Annotated in this window: 21 protein-coding genes and 1 pseudogene; 7 read left to right on the top strand and 15 right to left on the bottom strand. The window is 59.9% G+C overall.

The window, feature by feature from the left end; translation table 11 throughout:
• Positions 1–97: 97 nt before the first annotated feature.
• The 3 genes from ACLEJP_RS16060 (at position 98) to ACLEJP_RS16050 (ending at position 3,263) form a co-directional block, all read left to right on the top strand.
• On the top strand, positions 98–2,275 hold the full coding sequence (locus ACLEJP_RS16060) for a TonB-dependent siderophore receptor (protein ID WP_440807949.1): 2,178 nt from the start codon (positions 98–100) through the stop codon (positions 2,273–2,275).
• A 326-nt stretch (positions 2,276–2,601) separates the two neighbouring features.
• Positions 2,602–2,844, top strand: a complete 243-nt coding sequence (locus tag ACLEJP_RS16055) for a hypothetical protein (protein WP_440808084.1) — start codon at positions 2,602–2,604, stop codon at positions 2,842–2,844.
• A 155-nt stretch (positions 2,845–2,999) separates the two neighbouring features.
• Positions 3,000–3,263, top strand: coding sequence for a DUF3077 domain-containing protein (locus ACLEJP_RS16050; RefSeq protein ID WP_440807946.1), 264 nt, complete (start codon positions 3,000–3,002; stop codon positions 3,261–3,263).
• 31 nt (positions 3,264–3,294) lie between these two features.
• Here the strand turns inward: ACLEJP_RS16050 and ACLEJP_RS16045 are convergent, their stop codons facing one another.
• From ACLEJP_RS16045 to ACLEJP_RS16010, 8 genes are all read right to left on the bottom strand, one after another.
• A complete protein-coding gene (locus ACLEJP_RS16045; RefSeq protein WP_440807945.1) occupies positions 3,295–3,987 on the bottom strand; it encodes a c-type cytochrome in 693 nt (230 codons plus the stop codon).
• Positions 3,988–3,996: 9 nt separating this feature from the next.
• Positions 3,997–4,956 carry a copper resistance protein B gene (locus ACLEJP_RS16040; RefSeq protein ID WP_440807943.1) on the bottom strand — a complete coding sequence of 320 codons (960 nt, stop codon included), beginning with the start codon at positions 4,954–4,956 and terminating at the stop codon, positions 3,997–3,999.
• Positions 4,946–5,293: a hypothetical protein gene (locus ACLEJP_RS16035; protein WP_440807941.1), complete on the bottom strand. Its 348-nt coding sequence runs from the start codon at positions 5,291–5,293 to the stop codon at positions 4,946–4,948. The genes ACLEJP_RS16040 and ACLEJP_RS16035 overlap by 11 nt, the downstream gene beginning before the upstream one ends.
• A complete protein-coding gene (locus ACLEJP_RS16030) occupies positions 5,290–7,035 on the bottom strand; it encodes a copper resistance system multicopper oxidase (RefSeq protein WP_440807939.1) in 1,746 nt (581 codons plus the stop codon). The genes ACLEJP_RS16035 and ACLEJP_RS16030 overlap by 4 nt, the downstream gene beginning before the upstream one ends.
• Positions 7,036–7,219: 184 nt before the next feature.
• A complete protein-coding gene (locus tag ACLEJP_RS16025; protein WP_440807938.1) occupies positions 7,220–8,416 on the bottom strand; it encodes an ABC transporter permease in 1,197 nt (398 codons plus the stop codon).
• Positions 8,416–9,627, bottom strand: coding sequence for an ABC transporter permease (locus ACLEJP_RS16020; protein ID WP_440807935.1), 1,212 nt, complete (start codon positions 9,625–9,627; stop codon positions 8,416–8,418). The genes ACLEJP_RS16025 and ACLEJP_RS16020 overlap by 1 nt, the downstream gene beginning before the upstream one ends.
• The gene (locus ACLEJP_RS16015; RefSeq protein ID WP_440807932.1) at positions 9,627–10,313 is read right to left on the bottom strand and encodes an ABC transporter ATP-binding protein; all 687 of its coding nucleotides are present in this window, start codon (positions 10,311–10,313) and stop codon (positions 9,627–9,629) included. Before ACLEJP_RS16015 ends, ACLEJP_RS16020 begins: the two co-directional genes overlap by 1 nt.
• A complete protein-coding gene (locus ACLEJP_RS16010) occupies positions 10,310–11,461 on the bottom strand; it encodes an efflux RND transporter periplasmic adaptor subunit (RefSeq protein WP_440807929.1) in 1,152 nt (383 codons plus the stop codon). Before ACLEJP_RS16010 ends, ACLEJP_RS16015 begins: the two co-directional genes overlap by 4 nt.
• A 714-nt stretch (positions 11,462–12,175) precedes the next feature.
• Between ACLEJP_RS16010 and ACLEJP_RS16005 the strand changes: the two genes are divergently transcribed.
• The 3 genes from ACLEJP_RS16005 to ACLEJP_RS15995 are packed head-to-tail and all read left to right on the top strand — an operon-like array spanning position 12,176 to position 15,541.
• Positions 12,176–13,342, top strand: coding sequence for a PP2C family protein-serine/threonine phosphatase (locus ACLEJP_RS16005; RefSeq protein ID WP_440807928.1), 1,167 nt, complete (start codon positions 12,176–12,178; stop codon positions 13,340–13,342).
• Complete coding sequence (locus tag ACLEJP_RS16000; protein ID WP_440807926.1) at positions 13,308–14,423, top strand: serine/threonine-protein kinase; 1,116 nt, start codon at positions 13,308–13,310, stop codon at positions 14,421–14,423. Before ACLEJP_RS16005 ends, ACLEJP_RS16000 begins: the two co-directional genes overlap by 35 nt.
• Positions 14,420–15,541 (top strand): protein kinase domain-containing protein, encoded by a 1,122-nt coding sequence (locus ACLEJP_RS15995; RefSeq protein WP_440807925.1) that lies wholly within the window; start codon positions 14,420–14,422, stop codon positions 15,539–15,541. Before ACLEJP_RS16000 ends, ACLEJP_RS15995 begins: the two co-directional genes overlap by 4 nt.
• Before the next feature lie 167 nt (positions 15,542–15,708).
• On the opposite strand, the gene ACLEJP_RS15990 is transcribed toward ACLEJP_RS15995, so the two are convergent.
• Positions 15,709–15,969 (bottom strand): JAB domain-containing protein, encoded by a 261-nt coding sequence (locus ACLEJP_RS15990; RefSeq protein WP_440807924.1) that lies wholly within the window; start codon positions 15,967–15,969, stop codon positions 15,709–15,711.
• 95 nt (positions 15,970–16,064) lie between these two features.
• Between ACLEJP_RS15990 and ACLEJP_RS15985 the strand changes: the two are divergent.
• A pseudogene (locus ACLEJP_RS15985) lies at positions 16,065–16,577 on the top strand (IS5 family transposase); the annotation flags it as partial.
• Between the two features lie 406 nt (positions 16,578–16,983).
• Here the strand turns inward: ACLEJP_RS15985 and ACLEJP_RS15980 are convergent.
• From ACLEJP_RS15980 to eutC, 6 genes are all read right to left on the bottom strand, one after another.
• Positions 16,984–17,685, bottom strand: coding sequence for a LexA family transcriptional regulator (locus tag ACLEJP_RS15980; protein WP_440807922.1), 702 nt, complete (start codon positions 17,683–17,685; stop codon positions 16,984–16,986).
• Positions 17,686–17,876: 191 nt separating this feature from the next.
• Positions 17,877–18,404, bottom strand: coding sequence for an inorganic diphosphatase (gene ppa / locus ACLEJP_RS15975; protein ID WP_003255365.1), 528 nt, complete (start codon positions 18,402–18,404; stop codon positions 17,877–17,879).
• 93 nt (positions 18,405–18,497) lie between these two features.
• Positions 18,498–19,313 carry a zinc-dependent peptidase gene (locus ACLEJP_RS15970; protein WP_440807920.1) on the bottom strand — a complete coding sequence of 272 codons (816 nt, stop codon included), beginning with the start codon at positions 19,311–19,313 and terminating at the stop codon, positions 18,498–18,500.
• 9 nt (positions 19,314–19,322) lie between these two features.
• Positions 19,323–19,970 (bottom strand): DedA family protein, encoded by a 648-nt coding sequence (locus ACLEJP_RS15965; RefSeq protein ID WP_289129359.1) that lies wholly within the window; start codon positions 19,968–19,970, stop codon positions 19,323–19,325.
• Between the two features lie 249 nt (positions 19,971–20,219).
• Positions 20,220–20,678 (bottom strand): GNAT family N-acetyltransferase, encoded by a 459-nt coding sequence (locus tag ACLEJP_RS15960; RefSeq protein WP_225780225.1) that lies wholly within the window; start codon positions 20,676–20,678, stop codon positions 20,220–20,222.
• Positions 20,679–20,786: 108 nt separating this feature from the next.
• Entirely contained in the window at positions 20,787–21,605 is an 819-nt protein-coding gene (eutC, locus tag ACLEJP_RS15955) for an ethanolamine ammonia-lyase subunit EutC (RefSeq protein ID WP_440807915.1), read from the bottom strand.

Raw genomic sequence — 21,605 nt, 5'->3', positions numbered from 1 at the left:
GTTAATCCTGCTGCACCCCTGGGTTCCCTTCGGTATCGTTCGCAAAAAGCAACTTGTTTCGTTTGCGAATTACTACCATTTGGGGAAAGGGTGTGTCATGAGCAGTTTCAAAAGGTTGGGGGACCCGCGACGGGTTCGGGGCTGGCTGGTGCTGGGGCTGCTGGCGCCGTTTTCAATGTCGGCACTGGCCGAGACGGTAGCGACTCAGGCGGCTGCCGAGGACAGCGCGCTTGACTTGCCGGCATTGACCATCGAAGGCAACCGCCTGTACGACATGCTGCCGTCGGAAGAAACCGGTGGTTACAGTGTGGATGCCGCCACTGTGGGCACCAAGACCCCCGCAGCGCTCAAGGACATTCCGCAGTCGATCACGGTCTACACCCAGGACTACGTCAAGGACCGTCGGTTCGTGCACCTCGATGACCTGGCCAATTACACCGCCGGCCTGCGTACCCTGACCAACGACAGTGGCCGCTCATCGATCTACGCCCGTGGCTACGAGTACAGCGAGTTCAATATCGACGGCCTGCCGGCGCCCATGGCCAGCATCTTCGGTACAGTACCGTCGCTGGCGGCGTTCGACCGTGTCGAGATCATGCGTGGCCCGGCCGGGCTGTTCAGCAGCACCAGCGAACTGGGCGGCATCGTCAACATGGTGCGCAAGCGCCCGACTGCCGAGTTCCAGGGCCACGTCGAAGGCAGCTATGGCACCTGGGACACCAACCACGAGGAAATCGACCTGAGCGGGCCGCTGGATGATGCCGGCCGCGTGCGCGGGCGCTTCATCGCCTCGCGTGACGACACCAATGGCGAGGTCGACTACAACGCCAACACCAGCAACAGCTACTACGGTGCACTGGACGTCGACCTGGACGACGCCACCACCCTGTCGTTCGGCCTGATTCATGAAGTGAAGAACCTCACCCCGCACAACGGCTATCCGGCAACGCTGTCCGGCGAAGTGCCCGACTTCAGCCACTCGAAGTTCCTGGGGGCCGACTGGAACTACTTCGACGGCAAGACCACTGATTTGGTCGCCGAGCTGACCCACCGCTTCGACAACGGCGGCTATGGCCGTGTCGCTGCCCGTGGCTCGCACCGCGACACCCATTACCTGTATGCCTTCACCGCGACCAACGCCACCACTGGCGCCAACTCCGAGCGCGCCAGCGCTCGCGATTTCACCCAGGACACCTACTCGCTGGACGCCAGCTACAGCCAGCCGTTCGAAACCTTCGGCCAGGTCAGCGAGTTCGTGGTCGGCAGCGACTACAAGAACTACGACACCGAGTACCTCAACGGCACAACCAACCTGGGCGCCATCAACGTCAACACCTACTCGCCGAAGCAGTTCGCCAAGCCAGCGCCGAACTACAGCACCGAGACCGGTACGCAGGAAGAGGAATACGGCCTGTATTCCAAGGTCACCTTCCGCCCGGTCGAGCGCCTGGCGCTGATCGCCGGGGGGCGCTTCAGCTGGTATCGCGGGGATTTCTACACCACCACCCTCAGTAGTGGCGCCACCACCAACGACAGCAAGCGCGTGGATGGCCACTTCACCCCGTATGGCGGCCTGGTCTACGACCTGACCGACAACCATGCGCTGTACGCCAGCTATTCGCAGGTGTTCAAGCCGCAGTCCGACACCGACAGCAATGGCCGGGTGCTCAAGCCGCGTGAGGGCGAGCAGTACGAGTTCGGTCTCAAGAGCAGCTACTTCGGCGGCGACCTGAATACGCGCCTCTCGGTGTTCCGCCTGACCGACAAGAACCGCGCGACTACCGTGTATGACGCCGACGGTGTGGCTACCACTGACTCTGTTGCATCCGGCAAGACCCGTGTGAAGGGCGCCGAAGTGGAAGTGAGCGGCAAGCTGACGCCGAACTGGGAAGTACTGGCCGGCTACACCTGGATGGAAACCGAAACCCTCAAGGGCGATGCCGAAACCACCTTTTTCATCATGCCGCGCAACCAGGCATCGCTGTGGAGCAAGTACACCATCGGCCAAGGGCCACTGAACGGCCTGGCCATTGGTGGCGGCATTTCGGCGATGAGCAACTTCCATTCCGAGAACGGCGGTGTGCGCATCGACGCGCCAGGCTATGCGACCGTGGATGCAATGCTGTCTTATCCGGTTACCTCGAAGCTGACGGCCACCTTCAACATCAACAACCTGTTCGACCGGGACTACCTGTCGCGGGTGGGGTCGACCTCGACGTTCAATTTCTACGGGCCGTCGCGAAGCATGATGGTTGGGGCGCGGTATGACTTCTGATAATCAGATTTTTCCCGTTGCGCGTAGGCCATTTCTGAAATAGCTTCCTACCGCCTTTGCGCCATTGCGGTGGTGTTCTCAGCGGCCTAGTCTGGCCCCGTCGTTGCCAAATCAGCGACCGGGCCTGCAAGCCTGTCCAGAGCAAAATGTCGATCACCGATGCCAATGGCATGCCATTGCGCGCGCTTAATGGTGGCTGCGTACGGGAGGTTTTCGAACCTGCCGGATTTTGCTCTCTGCCGGTCTTGCAGACCCGTACGTGGCTGCCACCCATCGCACTGCAAGTCATGAGTGGCAGCTCTAGCCAACCTTTAGAGAGTGTCACCATGCTTAAGATTGTCCCCGATCCACCCCACGATGTTCATTCCCTTGAAGACACCCTGATCAAGGCCACGGACTATGCGCTGTGCGCTGCGACCGTCGTGCACCAGGCAATGCTGCTGCATCCCAAGTCACCGGCATCGATCCTGATGATGACCTCGATGCATGAGCTGGAGACGCTGCGGGCTTTGCTGGAGACAGCACTGGTTCAGGTCCAGATGCCTACAGAACCCAGGACTTTGCACTAGGCATTAGTGATGTGTTTTCTGGGCTGGCCTCTTCGCGGGCATGCCCGCTCCCACAGGTTCACCACAGGCCTCAAGGCTCGCACAGTATCTGTGGGAGCGGGCAAGCCCGCGAAAGGGCCGGCCCGAAGAGTCGAGAACTATCAGGGAATTCAACAATGACCACCGAAGACACCCAGTTCACCGCCGGCAAGACGACCTTCTACCAAGGCGAAAACGGCACCCACCCACTGTTCCGCATCGAGCCCGGCATCCCTTGCAAGGACGCCCGCGAGCAGGCCTCGGAATTGATGGGCTATGTCCGCGAGCTGACCATCACCGGCCTGATGGATGAAAAACCGATGATGATCTGGGCGGCGCACTACCTGAGTGCGATGGCCAAGGCGCTGATGGATGATGCTGAGCTAGGCATGAAGCACTGAGATGAGAGGCCTGGTCTGGATCGAGCGGTCTTCAGTTTTTATGGACGTGCTCTTTCCCGTCACGGTGCACATGTGTTTTCGGAGCCGTATTCGTTGGTGCCGGATGATGCGCCTCTGAACCGCCGAGGGCAGGGTGGCCCTCGCGCTCAGGCGCGTGGTTGCCATGCTGGCCTTCATGGTTGTGCATTGCGCTTTCGCCACCGCCATGCTGGTGGCCGCTGCTGCTCGCTACCAGCGCGTTGTACTGCTGGGGGTCGAGCTTGGGCAACTGGTCGAGGAAGGCCACGATGCCCCAGATGTATTCATCGCCCATGCTCTTGCCCCAGGCCGGCATGCCGGTGGCCTTGATGCCGTGCTTGATGGTCCAGAACGCTGCGGCAGGGTCGCCGCCGATGCCGCCGGTGGCCAGGTTGGGCGGCGAGGGGTACAGCGCCTGGCTGAGCTCGGTTTTTTCCACGCCCGGGGCCAGGTGGCAACCGATGCACATGGCATTGTAATTACCCGCACCGGTGCGGATCAGCGTTTCGTCCTGCAGGTCAGGTACGTCGATGTCCCTGGCACGTACCGCAATGGAGCGGTCCCGTGCCATGGCCAGGAAGGCATGCACGGCGGGGAAGTGCGGATCGTCGGCCCCGACATTGACCAGGCCGGAGTAGGCGGTACCGAGTACCGCTGCGCTGCTTAGCGCGCCAGCCAGAACAAGCGTTGTTATTGTTCTTTTCATGACAGGTTCTCAAAACCACATGCGGATGCCGGCAACGAAACGCGCTTCATCCACGTCGCCACCTTCATCACGGATGAAATCGGCGGTGTTGCCGTAGGAGCGGTTCCAGGTGACGCCAATATAGGGGGCAAACTGGCGGACCATCTCATAGCGCAGGCGCAGCCCGACCTCGGTATTGGCCAGGCCGGACCCCACGCCACGCGCAGGGTCGTTCTTGCCGTAGAAGTTGGCTTCAGCGGTTGGCTGCAGGATCAGGCGGTTGGTCAGCAGGATGTCGTAGTCGCCTTCCAGGCGCATAGCCGTCTGGCCGTTCTCGCCAATGAATGCGGTGGCTTCGGCTTCGAAATCGTACAGCGCCATGCCCTGGATGCCGAACGCCGCCCAGGTCTGGGGCGATTCGGGCTTGAAGTCCTGGCGTACCCCGGCAACCACATCCCACCAGGGGCTGACCGAGCGGCCATATAGCAGCTGCAGTTCGGCATCTTCGGTCACGCCGTTGGTGCGTTCGCCTTCGGAGCGGACCCACAGCCGGTTGATATCGCCGCCTATCCAGCCGGATGCATCCCAGGCCAGTGTGCTGCCTTCGTCCGCATCCTGGTACTCCAGCTGATCCAGCAGCAGGAAGCTGTTGATTGCGCTGTCGTGCATCTGGTGCCCGCCCAACGGGGGGAAGGCTGCCCGGCGGTCCGCATCTGTCAGTACCGGGATCGGGGTACGGCTGGTCGTCTGTGCCTCTGCCGAGCCATGGTTCATCGTCGAGTGGTCCATGCCCTGCATGCTGCCGTGGTCCATCTTGCTGTGGTCCATGCCTGGCATCGAATCGTGCGAGGAGCCGCTATCCATCGGCATGGCATCGTGCCCCATGGCCGAATGGTCCATGGCCCCGGAGGCGAAGCTGGGCGCAGTGCCCAGCATGCCCAGGGCAACGCCCAATGCCAGCAGCGATGGTCGTGCCAGGCTATTGAGCATCTTTCCCTGCCTTAGCTTTGTCGCTGCCATGCGATTCCATCATCTTGCCGTGGTCCATGCCTTTCATCGCACCATGGTCCATGCCTTTCATGTCGTCATGGTTCATGCCCTTCATGGTGCTGTGGTCCATGCCTTTCATGGCGTCGTGGTTCATGCCCTTCATGTTGCCGTGATCCATGCCTTGTGCGCCCTTGGCGCTTTCAGCGCTGGCCGGCTGTTTGCTGGTGTCGCCGGACCACGCGGATGGGGCATGAACGGCAAACAGGCCTGCCATCGCGGCAGAGAGGAAAAACGCGCTTCGATTCATCGGTTTGCTCATCTCGGATCTCCAGTTCATTCGTCCACACGGACTTCTCGGAACATGCCCATTTCCATATGGAACAGCAGGTGACAGTGATAGGCCCAACGCCCCAAGGCATCTGCGGTGACGCGGTAGCTCCGTTTCGAGCCAGGCGGCATATCGATGGTGTGCTTGCGCACCATGAAATTGCCGTGCTCATCCTCCAGGTCGCTCCACATGCCATGCAGGTGGATGGGGTGAGTCATCATGGTGTCGTTGACCAAAGTGATGCGCAGGCGCTCGCCATACTTCAGGCGCAGTGGCTCGGCGTCGGAAAACTTGATGCCGTCGAAGGACCAGGCGAATTTTTCCATGTGCCCGGTGAGGTGCAGTTCGATGGTGCGGCCTGGTGCGCGGCCGTCCGGGTCAGGGAAGGTGCTGCGCAGGTCGGCATACGTGAGCACGCGGCGGCCATTGTTGCGTAGCCCGATGCCGGGATCGCTCAGCTTTGGCGTCGGTGACATCGTCTGCATGTCGACCAATGGGTTGTCGGTCTCGGAGGCCGGGTGACGCTGCATGGCCCCGTTCGTGCCAGCCATGCTGCCATGGTCCATGCCGGTCATGCTGCCGTGGTCCATGCCGGTCATGCTGCCGTGGTCCATGCCGGCCATGTCGCCATGGTCCATGCCCATATCGTTCATGGAAATGACGGGACGTGGGTCCACGGCCGGAACAGGGGCCTGCAGGCCCTCGCGAACTGCCAAGGTGCCGCGGGCGTACCCGGTACGGTCCATGGACTGGGCAAAAATGGTATAGGCCTGCTCGCTTTCGGGTTCGACGATGACATCGTAGGTTTCGGCAACGGCAATGCGGAACTCGTCGACTGAAACCGGCTCGACGTGTTGCCCGTCTGCCGCGACAACGGTCATTTTCAGGCCAGGAATGCGCACATCGAAATAGCTCATGGCAGAGCCATTGATGAAGCGCAGGCGGATTTTCTCGCCCGGCCTGAACACGCCCGTCCAGTTACCGTCCGGGGCCTGGCCATTCATCAGGTAGGTGTAGGTGTAGCCGCTCACGTCGGCGAGGTCGGTGGGGCTCATCTTCATTTCGGCCCACATCTTCCGGTCGGCCAGCGCGGCAGACCAGCCCATTTCGCTCACGTCGTGGACGAAATCAGCCACCGTGCGCTTGTGGTAGTTGTAGTAGTCCGACTGCTTCTTGAGCTTGGACAGCACCCGGGCAGGGTCTTCATCTGTCCAGTCACTGAGCATCACCACGTAGTCCCGGTCATAGGTGAACGGCTCGGGCTCTTTCGCGTCGATGACCAGGGCGCCGTACACCCCGACCTGCTCCTGGAAACCGGAATGGCTGTGGTACCAGTAGGTGCCATTCTGCTGGACCTTGAACTTGTACTCATACAGGCCGTCGGGGGCGATGCCGTGGAAGCTCAGGCCCGGTACGCCGTCCATGTTGGCCGGCAGGATGATGCCGTGCCAGTGGATGGAGGTGTCCTGCTGCAAACGGTTACGCACACGCAGGGTGACAGTGTCGCCTTCGCGCCAGCGCAGGATGGGCCCGGGCACGGAGCCGTTGATGGCCATCGCCGTGCGCTTCGTGCCGGTAAAATTCACCGGCAGTTCGCCGATGTACAGGTCAAACTCGGTGCCTGTCAGCACATTCGCCTGGCCAGGGCTGGTCACGGCCCAGACCGGCGTGCGCCACATGCCCAACCCGCCCAGCAGTCCGGTGGCGGCCAGGCCTTTGACGAAGGCGCGTCTCGTGGTTTTGCTTTGCATGCCGTTGCGTCCAGTCAGTCGATAAGTCGCTGGTATCAGGCGGTTGAATGCCCCAGCCGGTGGCGCTGAAAAGCACCCACAGCGATCAGGCTAGCCAACCTGCACTGTCAACCGGCTGAGTCGCAGATTACTTTTCTGTCAGCTTCGGGTTGCGATGTGCCTGGCGAAGCGCATGGCCTGGCAGCTATTCACTGCGCAGCGCCAGCACCGGATGCAGGCGCGCCGCCTGCAGTGCCGGAGCCAGGCCGGCGAGGATGCCAAGTAGCGCCGCCAGTAGCAGCGCCAGCAGCAGAAACAGCGGTTGCAGCGCCAAAGGCAGGCTCGGCATGGCCAGGTGCAGCAGGCCGAGCAGCAGGCCCATCAACAGCAGGCCAAGCAGGCCGCCGGCCAGGGACAGCAGCGTGGCTTCGGCGAGAAACAGCCCGAGTACCTGTCGCCGGCTGGCCCCAATCGCCCGTAGCAGGCCGATTTCCGCCGTGCGCTCGCCCACGGTGGTGGTCATGATGGTGAGAATGCCGACGCCGCCGACCAGCAGGGAAATGCCCCCCAAGGCACCGATGGCCAGGCTCAGGGTGCCGAGAACGCGGTTGAAGCTGCGCAGCATGTCGTCCTGGGTGGTCAGGCTGAAATCCTCCACACCGTGCCGTTCGCTGAGCACCTGGCGAATCTGCCGGGCCAACGCCTGTGAGCTGGTGCCGCTGTCGAACACCACATGGGCTTTGACTACCCCGGTGCGGTTGAACAGGCTTTCCGCCCAATCGACCGGGATGTAGGCGATATCGTCGAGGTTGAAACCGAGCAGCTGACCTTTCTTGGCCATCACGCCGATCACGCGGAAACGTACGCCGCCAACGCGGACCAGCTCGCCCAGTGGATTGCGCGCGCCGAACAGTTCGGTACGCAGCTGGTGGCCCAGCACCACATAGGGCGGCGAACGGCCGTCACGGGACGCAGGCAGGAACTCGCCAAGGCTCAGCTGCATGTGCCAGGCCTGCGCCAGCTGGTGACCACTACCCAGTATGTCGCTGCGCCGATCGAGTTGACCGAACTGGATATCCCCGCTGCCCTGAATGATCGGCACTGCCGCCTCGACATGCGGCAAGCGCCGCAGGGCGTCGGCATCAGCGATCGTCAGTGGCCGCACACTGCCAAGCAGGCCGCCGAGGCCGCTGGTCTGGGTCTTGCCTGGGCGCACGGTGATGATCCGTGTGCCGAACTGCGCGAAGTTCTCCAGCACATAGCCGCGCACGCCTTCGCCGATGGCCGTGAGCAGTGCCACGGCGGCTATCCCGATCGCTACGCCGAGCAAGGTCAGCAGGCTGCGCAAGGGGCGGCAGACCAGTGCCGAGCAGGTCAGCCGCAAGCCATCCTGCCAGTGCATCAATGCGCCCCCGGCGGGCGTAGTGCCGCCACCGGTTCCAGTGCCGCGGCCCGAGCGGCGGGTAACCAGGCGAACAGCACTGCCGTGCCGAGTGCCAGCAGCACCGCACCAACCCGCGCCCACCAGGGCGCATAGAGCGGCACAGCGAACGCCAGGCGCCCCAGCCAGAGCACGCTCTCGGCCAGCAGCAATCCTGCCAGGGCCCCGGTCAGGGCGAGCAACGCCGCCTCACCGAGGAACAGCAGGCGCAGTTGCACCGCTGTCACCCCTATGGCCTTGAGCAGGCCGATTTCGGCGCTGCGCTGGCTCACCGCGATCCAGGACACGTTCATGATCAGGATACCAGCCACCAGCAGGCTGATTGCGGCAATCCCGGACACCGCCAGGGTCAGTACCTTGAGTATCTGGTCGAAGGCGCTGAGCAGGCTGTCCTGGCTGACCAGGGTAATGTCCTCCTCACCGTCGTGGCGCTCCTTGAGCGCGGCCAGTATCAGCCGCTTGCTGCGGTCGAGAACACTCGGCCCATGCACTTCGACAAACACCCGCAGCAAGCCCTCGCTATTGAACAGGGCCTGGGCACTGGCAACCGGGATGATCAACATCTCGGCGAAATCCATGCCCAGCGATTCGCCTCGCTCGCCGAGGACGCCGACCACGCGGAAGCGCCGGTCGCCAGCGCGCAACCATTCACCCAGGGCCGGGCGTGTACCGAACAGTTCGCGTCGCAGCTTGCCACCGATCACGCAGACGGCCTCGGCCTGCTCCGGGTCCAGCGTCGGCAACGGCTGGCCCTGAATGACCGCCAGTTGGCGAATGGCGAAGAAGTCGCGGGTGGTGCCCAGGGTCAGCACTTCACGATTGCGGTTGCCGACGCTCACCTCCATCTGCCCGGCCTGCAGCGGCGCTGCCCGGCGGATACCCGGCAAGCGGGTGATGGCCTGGACGTCCTGCAAGGTCAGCGCGTGTGGCGTCAGGCCGGTGAGTGGCGGCATGCGCCCAGTGGTTTCCTTGCGGCCCGGGAACACGATCAGGATGTCGCGCCCGAGCAACGAGAACTCGTTCAGGACGAAGGCCCGCGCCCCGCTACCGAGGCCGGTAAGCAGATTGACCGCAACCACCCCGATAGCGATGGCCAGCAGTAGCATCAGGCTGCGCGAGCGATGCCCGCGCAGGGCGCCGAGCCAGAAGCCCAGGGCATCGGCAGCACGCATCAGGCCGGCGCCTGCTGCTGCGCAGCGTGCTGAACCCGACCGTCACGCATGTGCAGCTGGCGCTGTGCGCGGGCGCCGAGGCTGGCGTCGTGGGTCACCACGATCAGGGTCAGGCCTTCGTCATTGAGCTCTTCCAGCAAGCTGAAGACCTCGGCACCGGCCTGGCTGTCGAGGTTGCCGGTGGGCTCGTCAGCCAACAACAACGCCGGTTGCATGGCCATCGCCCGGGCGATGGCGACGCGCTGGCGCTGACCGCCGGACAGCTCGGCCGGGCGATGGGCTATGCGCTCGCCGAGCCCCAGGCGCGCCACCAACTGGCTGCTGCGCTTGCGCCGTTGCGCCGCACCGATGCCGGCCAGCACCATCGGCAGCTCGATGTTCTCCAGCACCGTCAGCCGGGCGATCAAGTGGTAGGACTGGAACACGAAACCGATCAACTGGCTGCGCAGCTGGGCGCGGCGCGCTTCGCTCAGCGCCGCCGTGGCCTCGCCTTGCAGCCAGTACTCGCCGGCGCTCGGTGCGTCGAGCAGGCCGAGAATGTTGAGCAGGGTCGATTTGCCCGAGCCCGACGGGCCCATCACTGCCAGGTAGTCGCCGGCGGCGATATCCAGGTCCAGGCCATCCAGCCCCATCACCTGTTGGCCGCCCAGCTGGAAGCTGCGGCTGCCACCGCGCAGGCGGATCATTGCCCGGGCTCCTGGGGATCCAGCGGGATGACTGCCGCAGTGTCCTTGAGCCCCTCCTGCTCCAGGCTGGCGACGATGCGCGCATCTTCGTCCAGCCCTGAAAGCACTTCGGTCCAGCGCCAGTTGCTCAACCCGGTGTGCACCTGCACCTCACGCAACACCCGGGCGCTCGGGTCGTAGCGCAGCACCCGCTGCCCCTCCAGCAGGGTCTCGGTGGGGATACGCAAGGCCGCTGCGTGCTGCTCCAGCAGAATCTCGACATCGGCGCTATAGCCAGTGAGCAGGACCAGACCGGCCGGCGGTTGGTCGAAGCGCACCTCGACATCGACGGTGCGCGCCTGCTTTTCCAATTCACGCACATAAGGTGCGATACGGCTGACGCGGCCGGTGAAATGCTCGCCACGGAAGGCATCCAGGCTGATCCGTACGGCCGTTCCGGGGCGCACCCGGGCGGCGTCCACCTCGTCGATCGGCGCTTCGACATACAGGCAACTGTCGTCGATCAGGTCGACCGCCGGCGGTGTCGGGATACCCGGTGGCGAAGGGGTGACGAACTCGCCGAGCTCGCCGTTGATTTCCGCGACGATGCCGGCGAATGGTGCACGCAAGGTGGTCTGTTCCAGCAGTGAGCGCTGCAGCTGCAGGCTGGCATCAGCCTCGCGAATGAGCACGGCACTGGCATTGCACACCAGTTTTGCCAGTTGGGCCTTGGTCTCGGCCTGGTCGAGGCGATCGGCGGCAATCAACTTGCGGTCGGCCAGCTGGCCCAGGCGGTCCAGGTCGCGCCGGTCCAGGTGAGCTTGCTGGCAACGCTGCTCACGGGCGTTGCGTTGGGCCTCCAGCCGCGCCTCGGCTTCCTGCAGGCGGGCCTGTTGCTCGTCCTGCCGCAGGCGCATCAGCACCTGGCCCGGCTGCACCCGCTGGCCTTCCTCGACCAGCAGCTCGGCAACCTGGCCACCGACATTGAAGGAGAGATGCGAGCGTCGACACGATTTGAGGGTCCCCGCGCGGGTGTTGGCCACCAGCGTCTCCACCGGTCCCCGTTCAACCTGCAGCAGCCTGACCGGCAATGGCTGAGGCCGGCTCAACCAGCCGCCCAGTACCACCAGGCAGGCCAGCATCGAGGAGCCAATCAATAATTTGCGCATGGACTACACCTCCTCCCCACATGGCTTGAGCCTAGATCAGGCAGGGCAAAGCTCAACGCAAAACGTCACTTATTCGACGAATTCTATGTATGCATCAGGGTGGCGTCAGATAACCGGCGGGATGGGCAGGTCCCTCTGCAGAGGGAAGTAAGAATCGCTTTGGTCCAGGCATTAAAAGGCCGGCTTGTGGCCGGCTCGTTTTGTTACGTAGCTTTCTGTTAATGTTTTTCTGATAGATTTTTTCATTATTCACCCATTTGTTCCCCCATTTCAGTGTTGCGCAATCCAAAAGGGCGGTGAATGCTTTTCTGCGGCGCTTCGCCCGACGACACCGCAAGGTCTCTATCGTGACGAGGGCGGTGACGTGTTGCCAGGCTATGGGAATTTGCTAAGCTACAGCCCAATCTGTATCCCCTGAAGGGGAGCATTCGCCAACGCGAAATGCCACAGGGCAGTATGCGGAGCTACCCCTTCGGCGAGCGGGATTTTCAGATGGAAGGGCCCAGCATCTATCCCACGGCGCAGCCTCAAAAGGACGTGAGCTTGAATTTGAGCTTCCAGCAACTGGTAGTACTAGATTGCATGATTCTCATCTGCATGCCTGGCAGCAACCCTTCGCCCGCTACCTATCATGCTAGCCTCCACCAGTACACGCCGCATGGCGCTGTGGCTGCGCCTCCGCACCTGCCCCTCAAGAGCTAAGTCAGTGAGCACATGAATCCTTTTTTCGCAGATTTTCGACGGACCTTTTCTTCTCAGATTGGTCAAGATTTGTACATGGAAATGGCGCGAGCCTCTTGGAATGCGATGCCACCTGTGGCGGTCGCTGACCTTTCAGTCGCGGTTGGTACAAGTGTAGGACAGGTTCGCTCACGCAATGAGGATCGTGTAGCGGTAGCCCAAATATCGGCAGCTGACGGTGAGGTCTATTTCGTTGCAATCGTGTGTGACGGTGTGGGTGGTACGGAAAGCGGAGATTTGGCTGCATCGATAGCTATAACTGCTTTTCTGGAGGAGCTGACACTGAATCGCCGGAGTGTCGCTCTCGCTCGGCTACTGCCTGCGCTTGTGAGGAGTGCAGATGAGCGCGTCCGCGAGTGCCTACAGGGGAAGGGGGCTACAACTCTTAGCGTATTAGTGGCGACTGGGAATGGTGATATCGCGGCTACGAATGTCGGCGACAGTCGCATTTATGCTTGGTCTCCTCTCAAAGACCGATTAATCCAGATCAGTAGGGATGACACACTCGAGAATGAGCTGTCTGAGCTCGCGCTCAAAGATCCTTCCGCTTTACGATTCCGCGGCCTGGGCGGCAGCCTATCGCAGGCTATTGGAGAAGACGGAAGAACTCCCAGTGATCTTCGAGTCACTCTCTTAGACAACACGCTGTTGAGTGATGGTGTTGTTTTGGCAACAGATGGAGCATGGAAAGGGGCCGAAGATGGTTTTAACGCGCTCCTACGAAAAGCACCTTCTTCGACTGCCGCTGTTAACAGGGTAATGTCTCTTTCCAACTGGGTTGGCGGAGTTGACAACACTTCTATAGTCGCAATTGAAAGAGTGAGGGATGCTTATCTAAATACTCCGAGATCAGATTCAGGATCTGTGAAGATGGATGTTTGGCTCGGTAATACTAAAGTAGTACTGTCAACCTCGCTGCCGTACTCCTATGCTCCTGAGTCGGAGCGAAAGATAATGAAATCTGATATACGTAAGGCGATAAAGCGTAAATACGCTCGAGCTGTGAGTGATAACTCGAAAAGTCCAAAGCAACTTGATTTTAAAATTGTAGAAGATCCGGTTGCGGGTAGTAAGAAAGAGTCGCGCCCAGAGATTGAGGTCTCGGTTGACCCAAAGCCAAATCAAGACTCCAAAGATTGAATGGAATCAAATGATAAATTTACCCAGTAGATACTCTGCAGTTACCAGTACCTTAATGAGCGGTGGGTTTGGTAGTGTTCAGCCTGTACGTGATAACTTTTTGGGTCGCGATGTTCTCTTCAAGTTCATGCAGTCGGGTAACGACGATGGACAGCTGAGAAACGAAATCCAAATGTTGGCAAAGGCTCGGTCAAAGCACATAGTTGAAATCTACGATGTCATAAAGGATGACTTGGGTTCCGTTCAAGGGATCATCATTGAGCATCTCAAAGGGCGTTCTTTCGAGAATTTCTACTTAGAAGCCTCGAGTGATCCTAGTGCGTATTTGAAGGTCATATATCAAATTGCACAAGCCTTGACTGTTTTGCATGCTGCAAATATCGTTCATCGAGACCTAAAGCTCGATAATATTAAAGCTTCATCATCTGGTGTAGTCAAACTCTTTGACTTTGGTATTTCAGTCGAAGGAGCAGATTATCACACTAAGCTTAATCGTGGTACTCTGGTTTATGCAGCTCCAGAATTGTTTGTGCCGGGCGCACTTATCACAAAGGAAATGGATATATACGCTTTAGGCGTCTGCGCTTGGGCGCTAGCTAGTAATATTACTCCAAAAGTTTTATTTGAAAGACCACCTCAGGGATCTGCAAGCGTCCCATCGATTGATACGGTGATGCCAGGTAAATTGGCAGCAGAAGTAGTGGCTCTTATTGATTCGTGTCTTTCTAAAAAACCAGCATCTCGCCCAAGTGCGGATAGAATTTGCCAGGTTCTCAAAAATCACCTTGTCCGTGATGAGCACCGGGGGACGTTTGTTTACAATAATAACTTATACGAGCTATCTAAAGATAATCGGCGAGTTAGCATCAAATTCAAAGGCTATGGTGGAATTGTCACGGTCTATGATGGGGTTCGCTTCGAGGTAGTCGGTGTTGAGGGAGATGTTTACATCAATAATCGTGTCGCCGTAACTGGGACAGTCTTGCATGACGCTTGTGTGTTGACTTTTGGGCGCGCGGAGCTAAAAAGCAATCGATATTGGGTAACCTTCTCTTCTTCCCATCCTGAGGTGATATTGTGAGTCAACTTCGTTTAGAACCTGGGCAAAAGCTGGTAGACCGTTATGAAATTATAAGGTTTCATGCTGCCGGAGGAATGCAGGAAGTTTACTATGCTTATGATCAAACGCTAGACAGATATGTTGCGGTCAAGACGCCCAAGGCCGGCGCTAAAGACCGACGATTCCGCCGAGGAGCGGAGATGGGAGCGCGTGTTAATCACCCTAATATAGCCGCAACACTTGACTATTTTGAAGATGATAGCATCACCTTTTTGGTCGAGGAGTTTATTTCTGGGCGCGATCTTGGTGAGCGATTAACGAATGAGTTTGTTTTTTTAGACCCATACCTGGCTACTCATGTCTCCCACCATATTGCAAAAGCGCTCTATGAAGCTCATAAAGTTGGTATATGTCATAGGGATCTGAAACCCAGCAATATCATGACCTCAAATGATGCATCATTAGAGTCGATTAAGCTAACGGATTTTGGAATTGCAAAATTAGCTGAGTCTGAAATTGCCGCAGAAATGGAGCTTTTTGCAGAGAATGAAGCAACGCTGCTGACTTCGAATACTTTGCTGGGTGCGGTTCCTTACATGGCTCCTGAATGTTGGGATGATTGGAAGAGCGCCGGGAAGCCTATGGATGTTTGGGCTCTTGGTTGCGTAATATATCACCTATTGGCCGGTGTGCCTCCATTTGGGACGGGCCGCATGGCAATTAAAAACGTGACCCTTTATCAAGTGGGTAAGTATACCGTCACCCAGCCCAGCTGGTTTGGTACTCACGTAGATACTGCTGAGTTAGAGCGGAATCTTTGGAAGCTCATAATGGGCTGTTTAGAAATTGAGCCTGGCGACCGCCCTAGTACAGAGGATGTGATTAAGTACTTTAATACGCTGTCGTATGCTACGGGAGACCGTAGGCTTGGACAAATTACAGTTTATCCGATTACTTATCAAAACGGAGGCAAGGCTACCGCTGGTTTTATTGCTGAAAATGGAACTTCCGAAGATAAGTTTTTCCATCGATCAAATTTCTATGGTGATAGCGCTCCGGCAGTAGGTCAGAAGGTTTGTTTTGTATCGTATCCAGGTGTACCAAATCCACGCTCTTCGCCAATTCTTCTCCTTAAATGAGATAAAGCGCTGATGTTCGGTCGGATCAACACCCTTGGGTGTAAATTGTGATGGTGGAAAGATATTTGGCAAGTTGGCCATAGCTACTACTGCGATGCGTCATCCGTGTTGAATGTAATAAGGCAGCCAGAGGGAATGTCAACTTCGGCTGTCTTTTTTATATTTTATTAGAGGTGAGCAGTTATTGTTAGTTGCTTGGGTGTGACTACCATCTGAATTCCGATGAGCTCCAGAGCCTTCTTGATTCCTTGAGTGATAGAACAATATAGATGACTATGGTCAAAACTGTCAGTGGGTTGGTAGTGTGCAACTATCGCGGTGGTCGAATCGTACTCCATAGCACTTTTTATAATCTGTAGCAAATTTATGCATCTCGTTTTTAGTGGGCCGCTGAATAGGTGCTTTAACCTCGAAGGCGCGATACTCATCGTCAAGAAATATCAATACAAGCGTCTCTCTATCGTGAAATTGGAGTACCGTATTTAAGTAGCTTGTGACGAGCTCCTCATCAGTCGTGCTGGGAAAAAGGGGGCCGGACGAGCCTGCCGATCACGCTTTAGGCCGCAGCCGTGGTGGACTGACAACCAAGATCCATATGCTCTGCGACGCCAACGGGACACCGTTGCGCTTCCTCCTCTCTAGCGGTCAAGCCAGTGACATCAGCTATGCCCAGCCATTGCTGGACGAGGTCAGCATTCCATCAAGCCAACGTGGCCGCCCGCGCAAGCGCTGTAAATGGTTGCTTGCCGACAAGGGCTACGAGGCCGAGGCATTTCGCGGCTACTGCGACCAATACCGAATGCAGCCCGTCATCCCGCTGCGCTCGATGAAGCGCAAGCCCAAGTCAGGCTTACCCAGACTGTTTGATCGGCTCAAATACCGACAGCGCAATATCATCGAGCGAATGTTTGGCTGGCTGAAAGAGAACCGTCGCATCGTGACACGCGTCGACAAGCTCGCGGAAAGCTATTCCGCCATGGTCTCTCTGGCTTGTTCCATGCGGTGTTTGCGACATCTCTTTTCGTACAGAGCCTAGGATTGAGCTTACCCATTGTTTTTTCCCGATTGAGCTTGTCCCCCCATTCGTCCCACCACTTTATCATCGGTATGGGTAGGAGTGCATTGGATGCCACCGGTAAATAAGACGGCTGTAACCCGCGCAGTAACCAGGCTGCGTGGGGCGTACTTGGATGGGGTAGGATTATTTCGGACAATTAAAAAGCCGGCTTGTGGCCGGCTTCTCGGGGACGCTTCCGGCTAATTTATGGTAAGCCGCAATCGCCTTAACTGTGTGGCCACCAAGGGCCTGAAAGGATGGCAGATGCCCGTGTGGGATATCGCCGAGCCCTCTGGACCGCGGCATGCGCCGGTCGGGGCTGAATGTGCGGCGTAGCATACAAGGGCGCGCACGGGATGCCCAGCAAAAAATGGCACAGGTTGTTTCAGCCCGGCCGTTGCTGGCGGAAATGCGACCAATGGAAAACCCAGCCTAGAATTTCCAGCCCCTGCGCCTGGCGCTGTGCGGGGGTATAGCGTTCGACGGCATAGCTGTGTCGGTCATGGCTGTGCAGGTACAGCGTGCCGTGTTGGCCGAGGCTGAGGTTGTTCACCCTGAGCGCGCCGTTATGCAGCAGGGCATAGGTTTCGCCCTCGACCACACGGATCATCCCCAGGTCGACGGCAAGCGTGGCCTGCGCTGGAATCAGCGGGGCCATGTTGTTGCCGGGCATGGCCAGGCAGATGGCGTTGTCGGCCCGCACACCCAGGCTTTTCAGGGCGTTGACGGGCAGGCACAGGTGTTTGCCGGGTTCGGGCGAGAGCAGGCCGTTGCGCACTTGGTAAAAGGGAACCTTCACGGCCCGGCCACCCTGCGCCGACAGTGGCGTGGTCGAGTCGACGGGCAGCGGCAGCGGGGCGTGGCTGCGCGGGATCGGGTTGACATGTTTGGGCCCTTCGCCGGTATGCAGCCAGCGCCGGTGCACGCAGAACAGGTCGGCCAATTCGTCCAGTCGGGCCAGCGGCACGCCGCGGTTGAACCAGTTGTTGACGTGCTGGGGGGTGACGCTGCGCAGGGCGGCGAAATCGGATGGGGTCAGGCCACATTCGTGGAGGAGGGCCTTGAGGCGGTCACCGGATGTGTTCATGGTGGCGAGTGTAGCGGCGGGGTGCCAGCAAGGATATCAACCGGATGTTGACGAGGTTTGTACGAAACCCAAGATTTGTAGGGCGTTGGAGTAGGACGCTGTAGGATTTTTTCACGGTAGCGCACGACAACGGCCAATTGCGATTGCCCATAAAAAACCCCGCCAGGGCGGGGTTCTTCGAACAACCGGTATCAGCCCTTGTAGGCAGCTACCGATTTGGTGATCGCGGCACGGGCGGCGTCGGCGCCTTCCCAGCCTTCGATCTTGACCCACTTGCCCTTCTCGAGATCTTTGTAGTTGGCAAAGAAGTGCTCGATCTGCTGGATCAGCAGGGCTGGCAGGTCGGTGTATTCCTTCACGTCGACGTACAGCTGCGACAGCTTGTCGTGAGGCACAGCGATGACCTTGGCGTCGCCGCCGCCGTCGTCGGTCATGTTCAGTACGCCAACCGGACGGGCGCGGATAACCGAACCTGGGGCTACCGGGTAAGGCGTAACAACCAGCACGTCCAGCGGGTCACCGTCGTCAGCCAGGGTGTTGGGGATGAAACCGTAGTTGGCTGGGTAGAACATCGGGGTAGCCATGAAACGGTCGACGAACAGGGTATCGCTGTCCTTGTCGATCTCGTATTTGATCGGCGCGTGGTTGGCCGGGATCTCGATGGCGACGTAGATGTCGTTCGGCAGGTCTTTGCCCGCCGGAATCTTGCTGTAGCTCATTGGGCAGTGCCCCCGTGTTTGACCAAAAAAGTGGCGGCGATTATAGGCACATTCTGCCAGGGCATGCCACGCCTGGCCTGATGTGCGGCCCCGTCAGGCGTGGCTTTCGCGGTACTCCGGGTGTTCGGCCTGCAGCCGGCACAGGCGCGCCAGCGGGTCCTGGCGGTAGAACTGCGACAACTGGTGGTAGACCTTTGGATAAGCCTGCTGCAGCAGGTCGGGGGCACTAAAGAAGTACTCGCTGGTGACGGCGAAGAACTCGGCCGGGTTTTCCGCCGCATAAGGGTCGATGGCGGTCTCGGCGTCGGGGTCTTTGTCCAGCTGGCGGTTGAGGTCGTCGTAGGCTTCTTGCATGGCGCTTGCCCATTCCTCTACAGGCATGCCGCTGTGCAGTGGCGGCAGGCCGTTGGCATCGCCATTGAGCATGTCGAGCTTGTGCGCCAACTCATGGACGACCAGGTTGTAGGCTTCCCAGCCACCACTGGCCAGCACGCCATTCCAGGCCAGGATGACCGGGCCCTGCTGCCAGGCTTCGCCGCTGTGTTCGCCATCCCAGACATGCTCCACGCCACTGGCATCGCGGTGGCGCTGGGGACTCTTGAAGTCGTCGGGGTAGAGGATGATCTCGTGGAAACCCTGGTACCAGTTCAGCTCGCCCAGATGAAGCAACGGCAATTGCGCCTGGGCGGCCAGCAGCAGGCGCTGCTCGTCGTCCAGTTCGACGCCGGGCAGGCAGGTGAGGTGTTTGTCGAGCAGGAACAGGATGCAGGCTTCACGCAGCCAGCGGTCCTCTTCGTCAGTGATGCCGTCCAGCATCGGCAGGCGTGCGCGCACGGCCTGCCATTGCTCGGGGGCGATGGGGTAGCGCGCCAGGGTGCGCTTGCGCCGCCAGGCGCTGAACGACCACATCGGCCGGCGTCAGTGGGCCTTGGCCGTGCGGCCCAGGCGGCCGCGCAGCAGGCCGAGGATCATCGGCACCAGCGACAGGATGATGATGCCCACCACCATCAGCGACAGGTGTTGCTTGATGAATGGCACGTTGCCGAAGAAGTAACCCAGGGTTACCAGGCCACCGACCCACAGCAGCGAACCGGCAACACTGAAGCCGAGGAACCGCGGGTAATGCATGTGGGCGATGCCGGCGACGAAGGGCGCGAAGGTGCGCAGGATCGGCAGGAAGCGCGCCATGGTCACGGTCTTGCCGCCGTGGCGTTCGTAGAAGTCATGGGTGCGCTGCAGGTAGTCGCGGCGGAAGATCTTCGAGTTGGGCTTGTTGAACAGGCGCTCGCCGACCGTGCGGCCGATCACGTAGTTGGTGCTGTCGCCGAGGATCGCCGCAGCCATCAGCAGGCCGGCCAGCAGCAGCGGGTCCATGCCGCCACCAGCGGCTACGGCACCGGCGATGAACAGCAGCGAATCGCCTGGCAGGAAGGGCATCACCACCAGCCCGGTTTCGCAGAAGATCACGGTGAAGAGGATGGCGTAGATCCAGGGACCATAGTTGGTGACCAGCAGATCGAGGTAGGCATCGAGATGCAGGATAAGGTCCAGCGGGTTGAAATCCATGTACAGCACCTGTGTTCTTGGGGCGTAGGCTCGGTTACCGGGCGATGGGTAAAATTTCACACATGACAGGTGGGCCATTATACGGCGAAGTCGGGAACATGCCCGGGGAGTTTGTAGCGGGGGGTTACGGCAGGGGTAGTCCTGTTCCGGCCTCTTCCCGGGCACGCCCGCTCCCACAGGTACAGCACAGCCTTGGAAAGCGGTGATATCCCCGTGGGAGCGGGCGTGCCCGCGAAAGGGCCAGCACAGTCAATCCTGGTTGATCGGCAGGATGTAGCTCTTGAACTCGTTATCCTCACGAAACCCGATGGACTCGTAAGTCTTGTGCGCTACTTCATTGTCCGCGCTGGTCGATACCCGCATGCGCACCGCGTTGGTGTCCTTGGCCATCTTCTTCGCCTCGCGCATCAGGTGGTCGGCCACCAGCATGCGCCGCGAATCCTCGGCCACATAGATGTCGTTGAGAATCCACACCCGCTTTAGCGACAGTGACGAATAGCTCGGATAGAGCTGGCAGAAACCCAGCAGTTTGCTGTCGTCGTCATCCGGCAAGGCCAGGTAGATTACCGATTCGTCCCGCTTCAGGCGCTTTTCCAGAAAGCTGCGCGAGCTGTCGGGGTAGGGAAGCTGCCCGTAGAACTCACGGTATTTGACGAACATCGGCGTGAGCAGGTCGAGGTGTTCCAGGGTTGCCTTGATGATGCGCATGTGCGGCCCTCAGAGTCCATTAGGGGAAACAGCGGATTGCCAGCAGCTTTCCTGGGCATGCTGCCCAAAGCGCGGCGCAAGTGCAATCCGCCTTCCGTTACAGGTTTCTTACCCTTTGCCGAGCAGGAAGTTGCCCTTCTGGCCGGCGCCATGTTCACTCTCAAGGCTATGGACTTCGGCTTCGTCCTTCAGATTCACTCCGGAAAGCTGGCGCCGGCAGGCTTCGCGCATCAGGTACAGCAGGCGGTGCGCCGCCATGCCGTAGCTCAGCCCCTCCAGGCGGATGTTGGAAATGCAGTTGCGGTAGGCATCGGTCAGGCCGACCTTCGGCGCGTAGGTGAAGTACAGGCCGAGGCTGTCGGGCGAGCTGAGCCCCGGGCGTTCGCCAATCAGCATCACCGTCATGCGTGCACCCAGCAGCTCACCGACCTCGTCGGCCACAGCCACGCGGCCCTGCTGCACCAGCACCACCGGCGCGCTGGTCCAGCCGTCGGCGGCGGCCTGCTCCTCGAAGCGGGCCAGGAACGGCAAGGTGTGGCGGTGCACGGCCAGGGCCGACAGGCCGTCAGCCACGACGATGGCCAGGTCGACCCCGCCGGGGTTGGCCTGGGCGTGCTGGCGCAGCGCCGCTACCGAATCTTCGTTCAGGCGGCGCCCCAGGTCCGGGCGTTGCAGGTATTGGTTGCGGTCGCTGGCAGCGCTGTGCAGCACCAGGCTTTCGCGGCCGCGGTCAGCCAGCTGGGTAGCCAGGCTGGCGTGATCGAAGGCCAGGTGCACGGCGTCGCGCGCCTGGGCGTGGGCGAACTGGAAGTCCAGCTGCGCGCCGGTTGGCAGGCTGGTGCCGGTTCGGCCCAGGGCGATGCGCGCCGGGGTGAGGTTGCGCAGGGCCAGCCAGGGGTTGTCGGGGGTAGGCGTGCGATGGTCCAT

The organism is Pseudomonas sp. SMV7 (assembly GCF_052041995.1).
In the GTDB taxonomy this organism is placed as follows: Bacteria; Pseudomonadota; Gammaproteobacteria; order Pseudomonadales; family Pseudomonadaceae; genus Aquipseudomonas.
Note: the sequence above shows the minus strand (reverse complement) of the source record. Positions and strands in the feature narration are given on the sequence as shown.

Bases quoted from the DNA above. Each gene is read 5' to 3' on its own strand.
- ACLEJP_RS16060 (WP_440807949.1), top strand. From the start codon at position 98: ATGAGCAGTTTCAAAAGGTTGGGGGACCCGCGACGGGTTCGGGGCTGG.
- ACLEJP_RS16055 (WP_440808084.1), top strand. From the start codon at position 2,602: ATGCTTAAGATTGTCCCCGATCCACCCCACGATGTTCATTCCCTTGAA.
- ACLEJP_RS16050 (WP_440807946.1), top strand. From the start codon at position 3,000: ATGACCACCGAAGACACCCAGTTCACCGCCGGCAAGACGACCTTCTAC.
- ACLEJP_RS16045 (WP_440807945.1), bottom strand. From the start codon at position 3,987: ATGAAAAGAACAATAACAACGCTTGTTCTGGCTGGCGCGCTAAGCAGC.
- ACLEJP_RS16040 (WP_440807943.1), bottom strand. From the start codon at position 4,956: ATGCTCAATAGCCTGGCACGACCATCGCTGCTGGCATTGGGCGTTGCC.
- ACLEJP_RS16035 (WP_440807941.1), bottom strand. From the start codon at position 5,293: ATGAACTGGAGATCCGAGATGAGCAAACCGATGAATCGAAGCGCGTTT.
- ACLEJP_RS16030 (WP_440807939.1), bottom strand. From the start codon at position 7,035: ATGCAAAGCAAAACCACGAGACGCGCCTTCGTCAAAGGCCTGGCCGCC.
- ACLEJP_RS16025 (WP_440807938.1), bottom strand. From the start codon at position 8,416: ATGCACTGGCAGGATGGCTTGCGGCTGACCTGCTCGGCACTGGTCTGC.
- ACLEJP_RS16020 (WP_440807935.1), bottom strand. From the start codon at position 9,627: ATGCGTGCTGCCGATGCCCTGGGCTTCTGGCTCGGCGCCCTGCGCGGG.
- ACLEJP_RS16015 (WP_440807932.1), bottom strand. From the start codon at position 10,313: ATGATCCGCCTGCGCGGTGGCAGCCGCAGCTTCCAGCTGGGCGGCCAA.
- ACLEJP_RS16010 (WP_440807929.1), bottom strand. From the start codon at position 11,461: ATGCGCAAATTATTGATTGGCTCCTCGATGCTGGCCTGCCTGGTGGTA.
- ACLEJP_RS16005 (WP_440807928.1), top strand. From the start codon at position 12,176: ATGAATCCTTTTTTCGCAGATTTTCGACGGACCTTTTCTTCTCAGATT.
- ACLEJP_RS15990 (WP_440807924.1), bottom strand. From the start codon at position 15,969: ATGAGTATCGCGCCTTCGAGGTTAAAGCACCTATTCAGCGGCCCACTA.
- ACLEJP_RS15980 (WP_440807922.1), bottom strand. From the start codon at position 17,685: ATGAACACATCCGGTGACCGCCTCAAGGCCCTCCTCCACGAATGTGGC.
- ppa (WP_003255365.1), bottom strand. From the start codon at position 18,404: ATGAGCTACAGCAAGATTCCGGCGGGCAAAGACCTGCCGAACGACATC.
- ACLEJP_RS15970 (WP_440807920.1), bottom strand. From the start codon at position 19,313: ATGTGGTCGTTCAGCGCCTGGCGGCGCAAGCGCACCCTGGCGCGCTAC.
- ACLEJP_RS15965 (WP_289129359.1), bottom strand. From the start codon at position 19,970: ATGGATTTCAACCCGCTGGACCTTATCCTGCATCTCGATGCCTACCTC.
- ACLEJP_RS15960 (WP_225780225.1), bottom strand. From the start codon at position 20,678: ATGCGCATCATCAAGGCAACCCTGGAACACCTCGACCTGCTCACGCCG.
- eutC (WP_440807915.1), bottom strand. From the start codon at position 21,605: ATGGACCATCGCACGCCTACCCCCGACAACCCCTGGCTGGCCCTGCGC.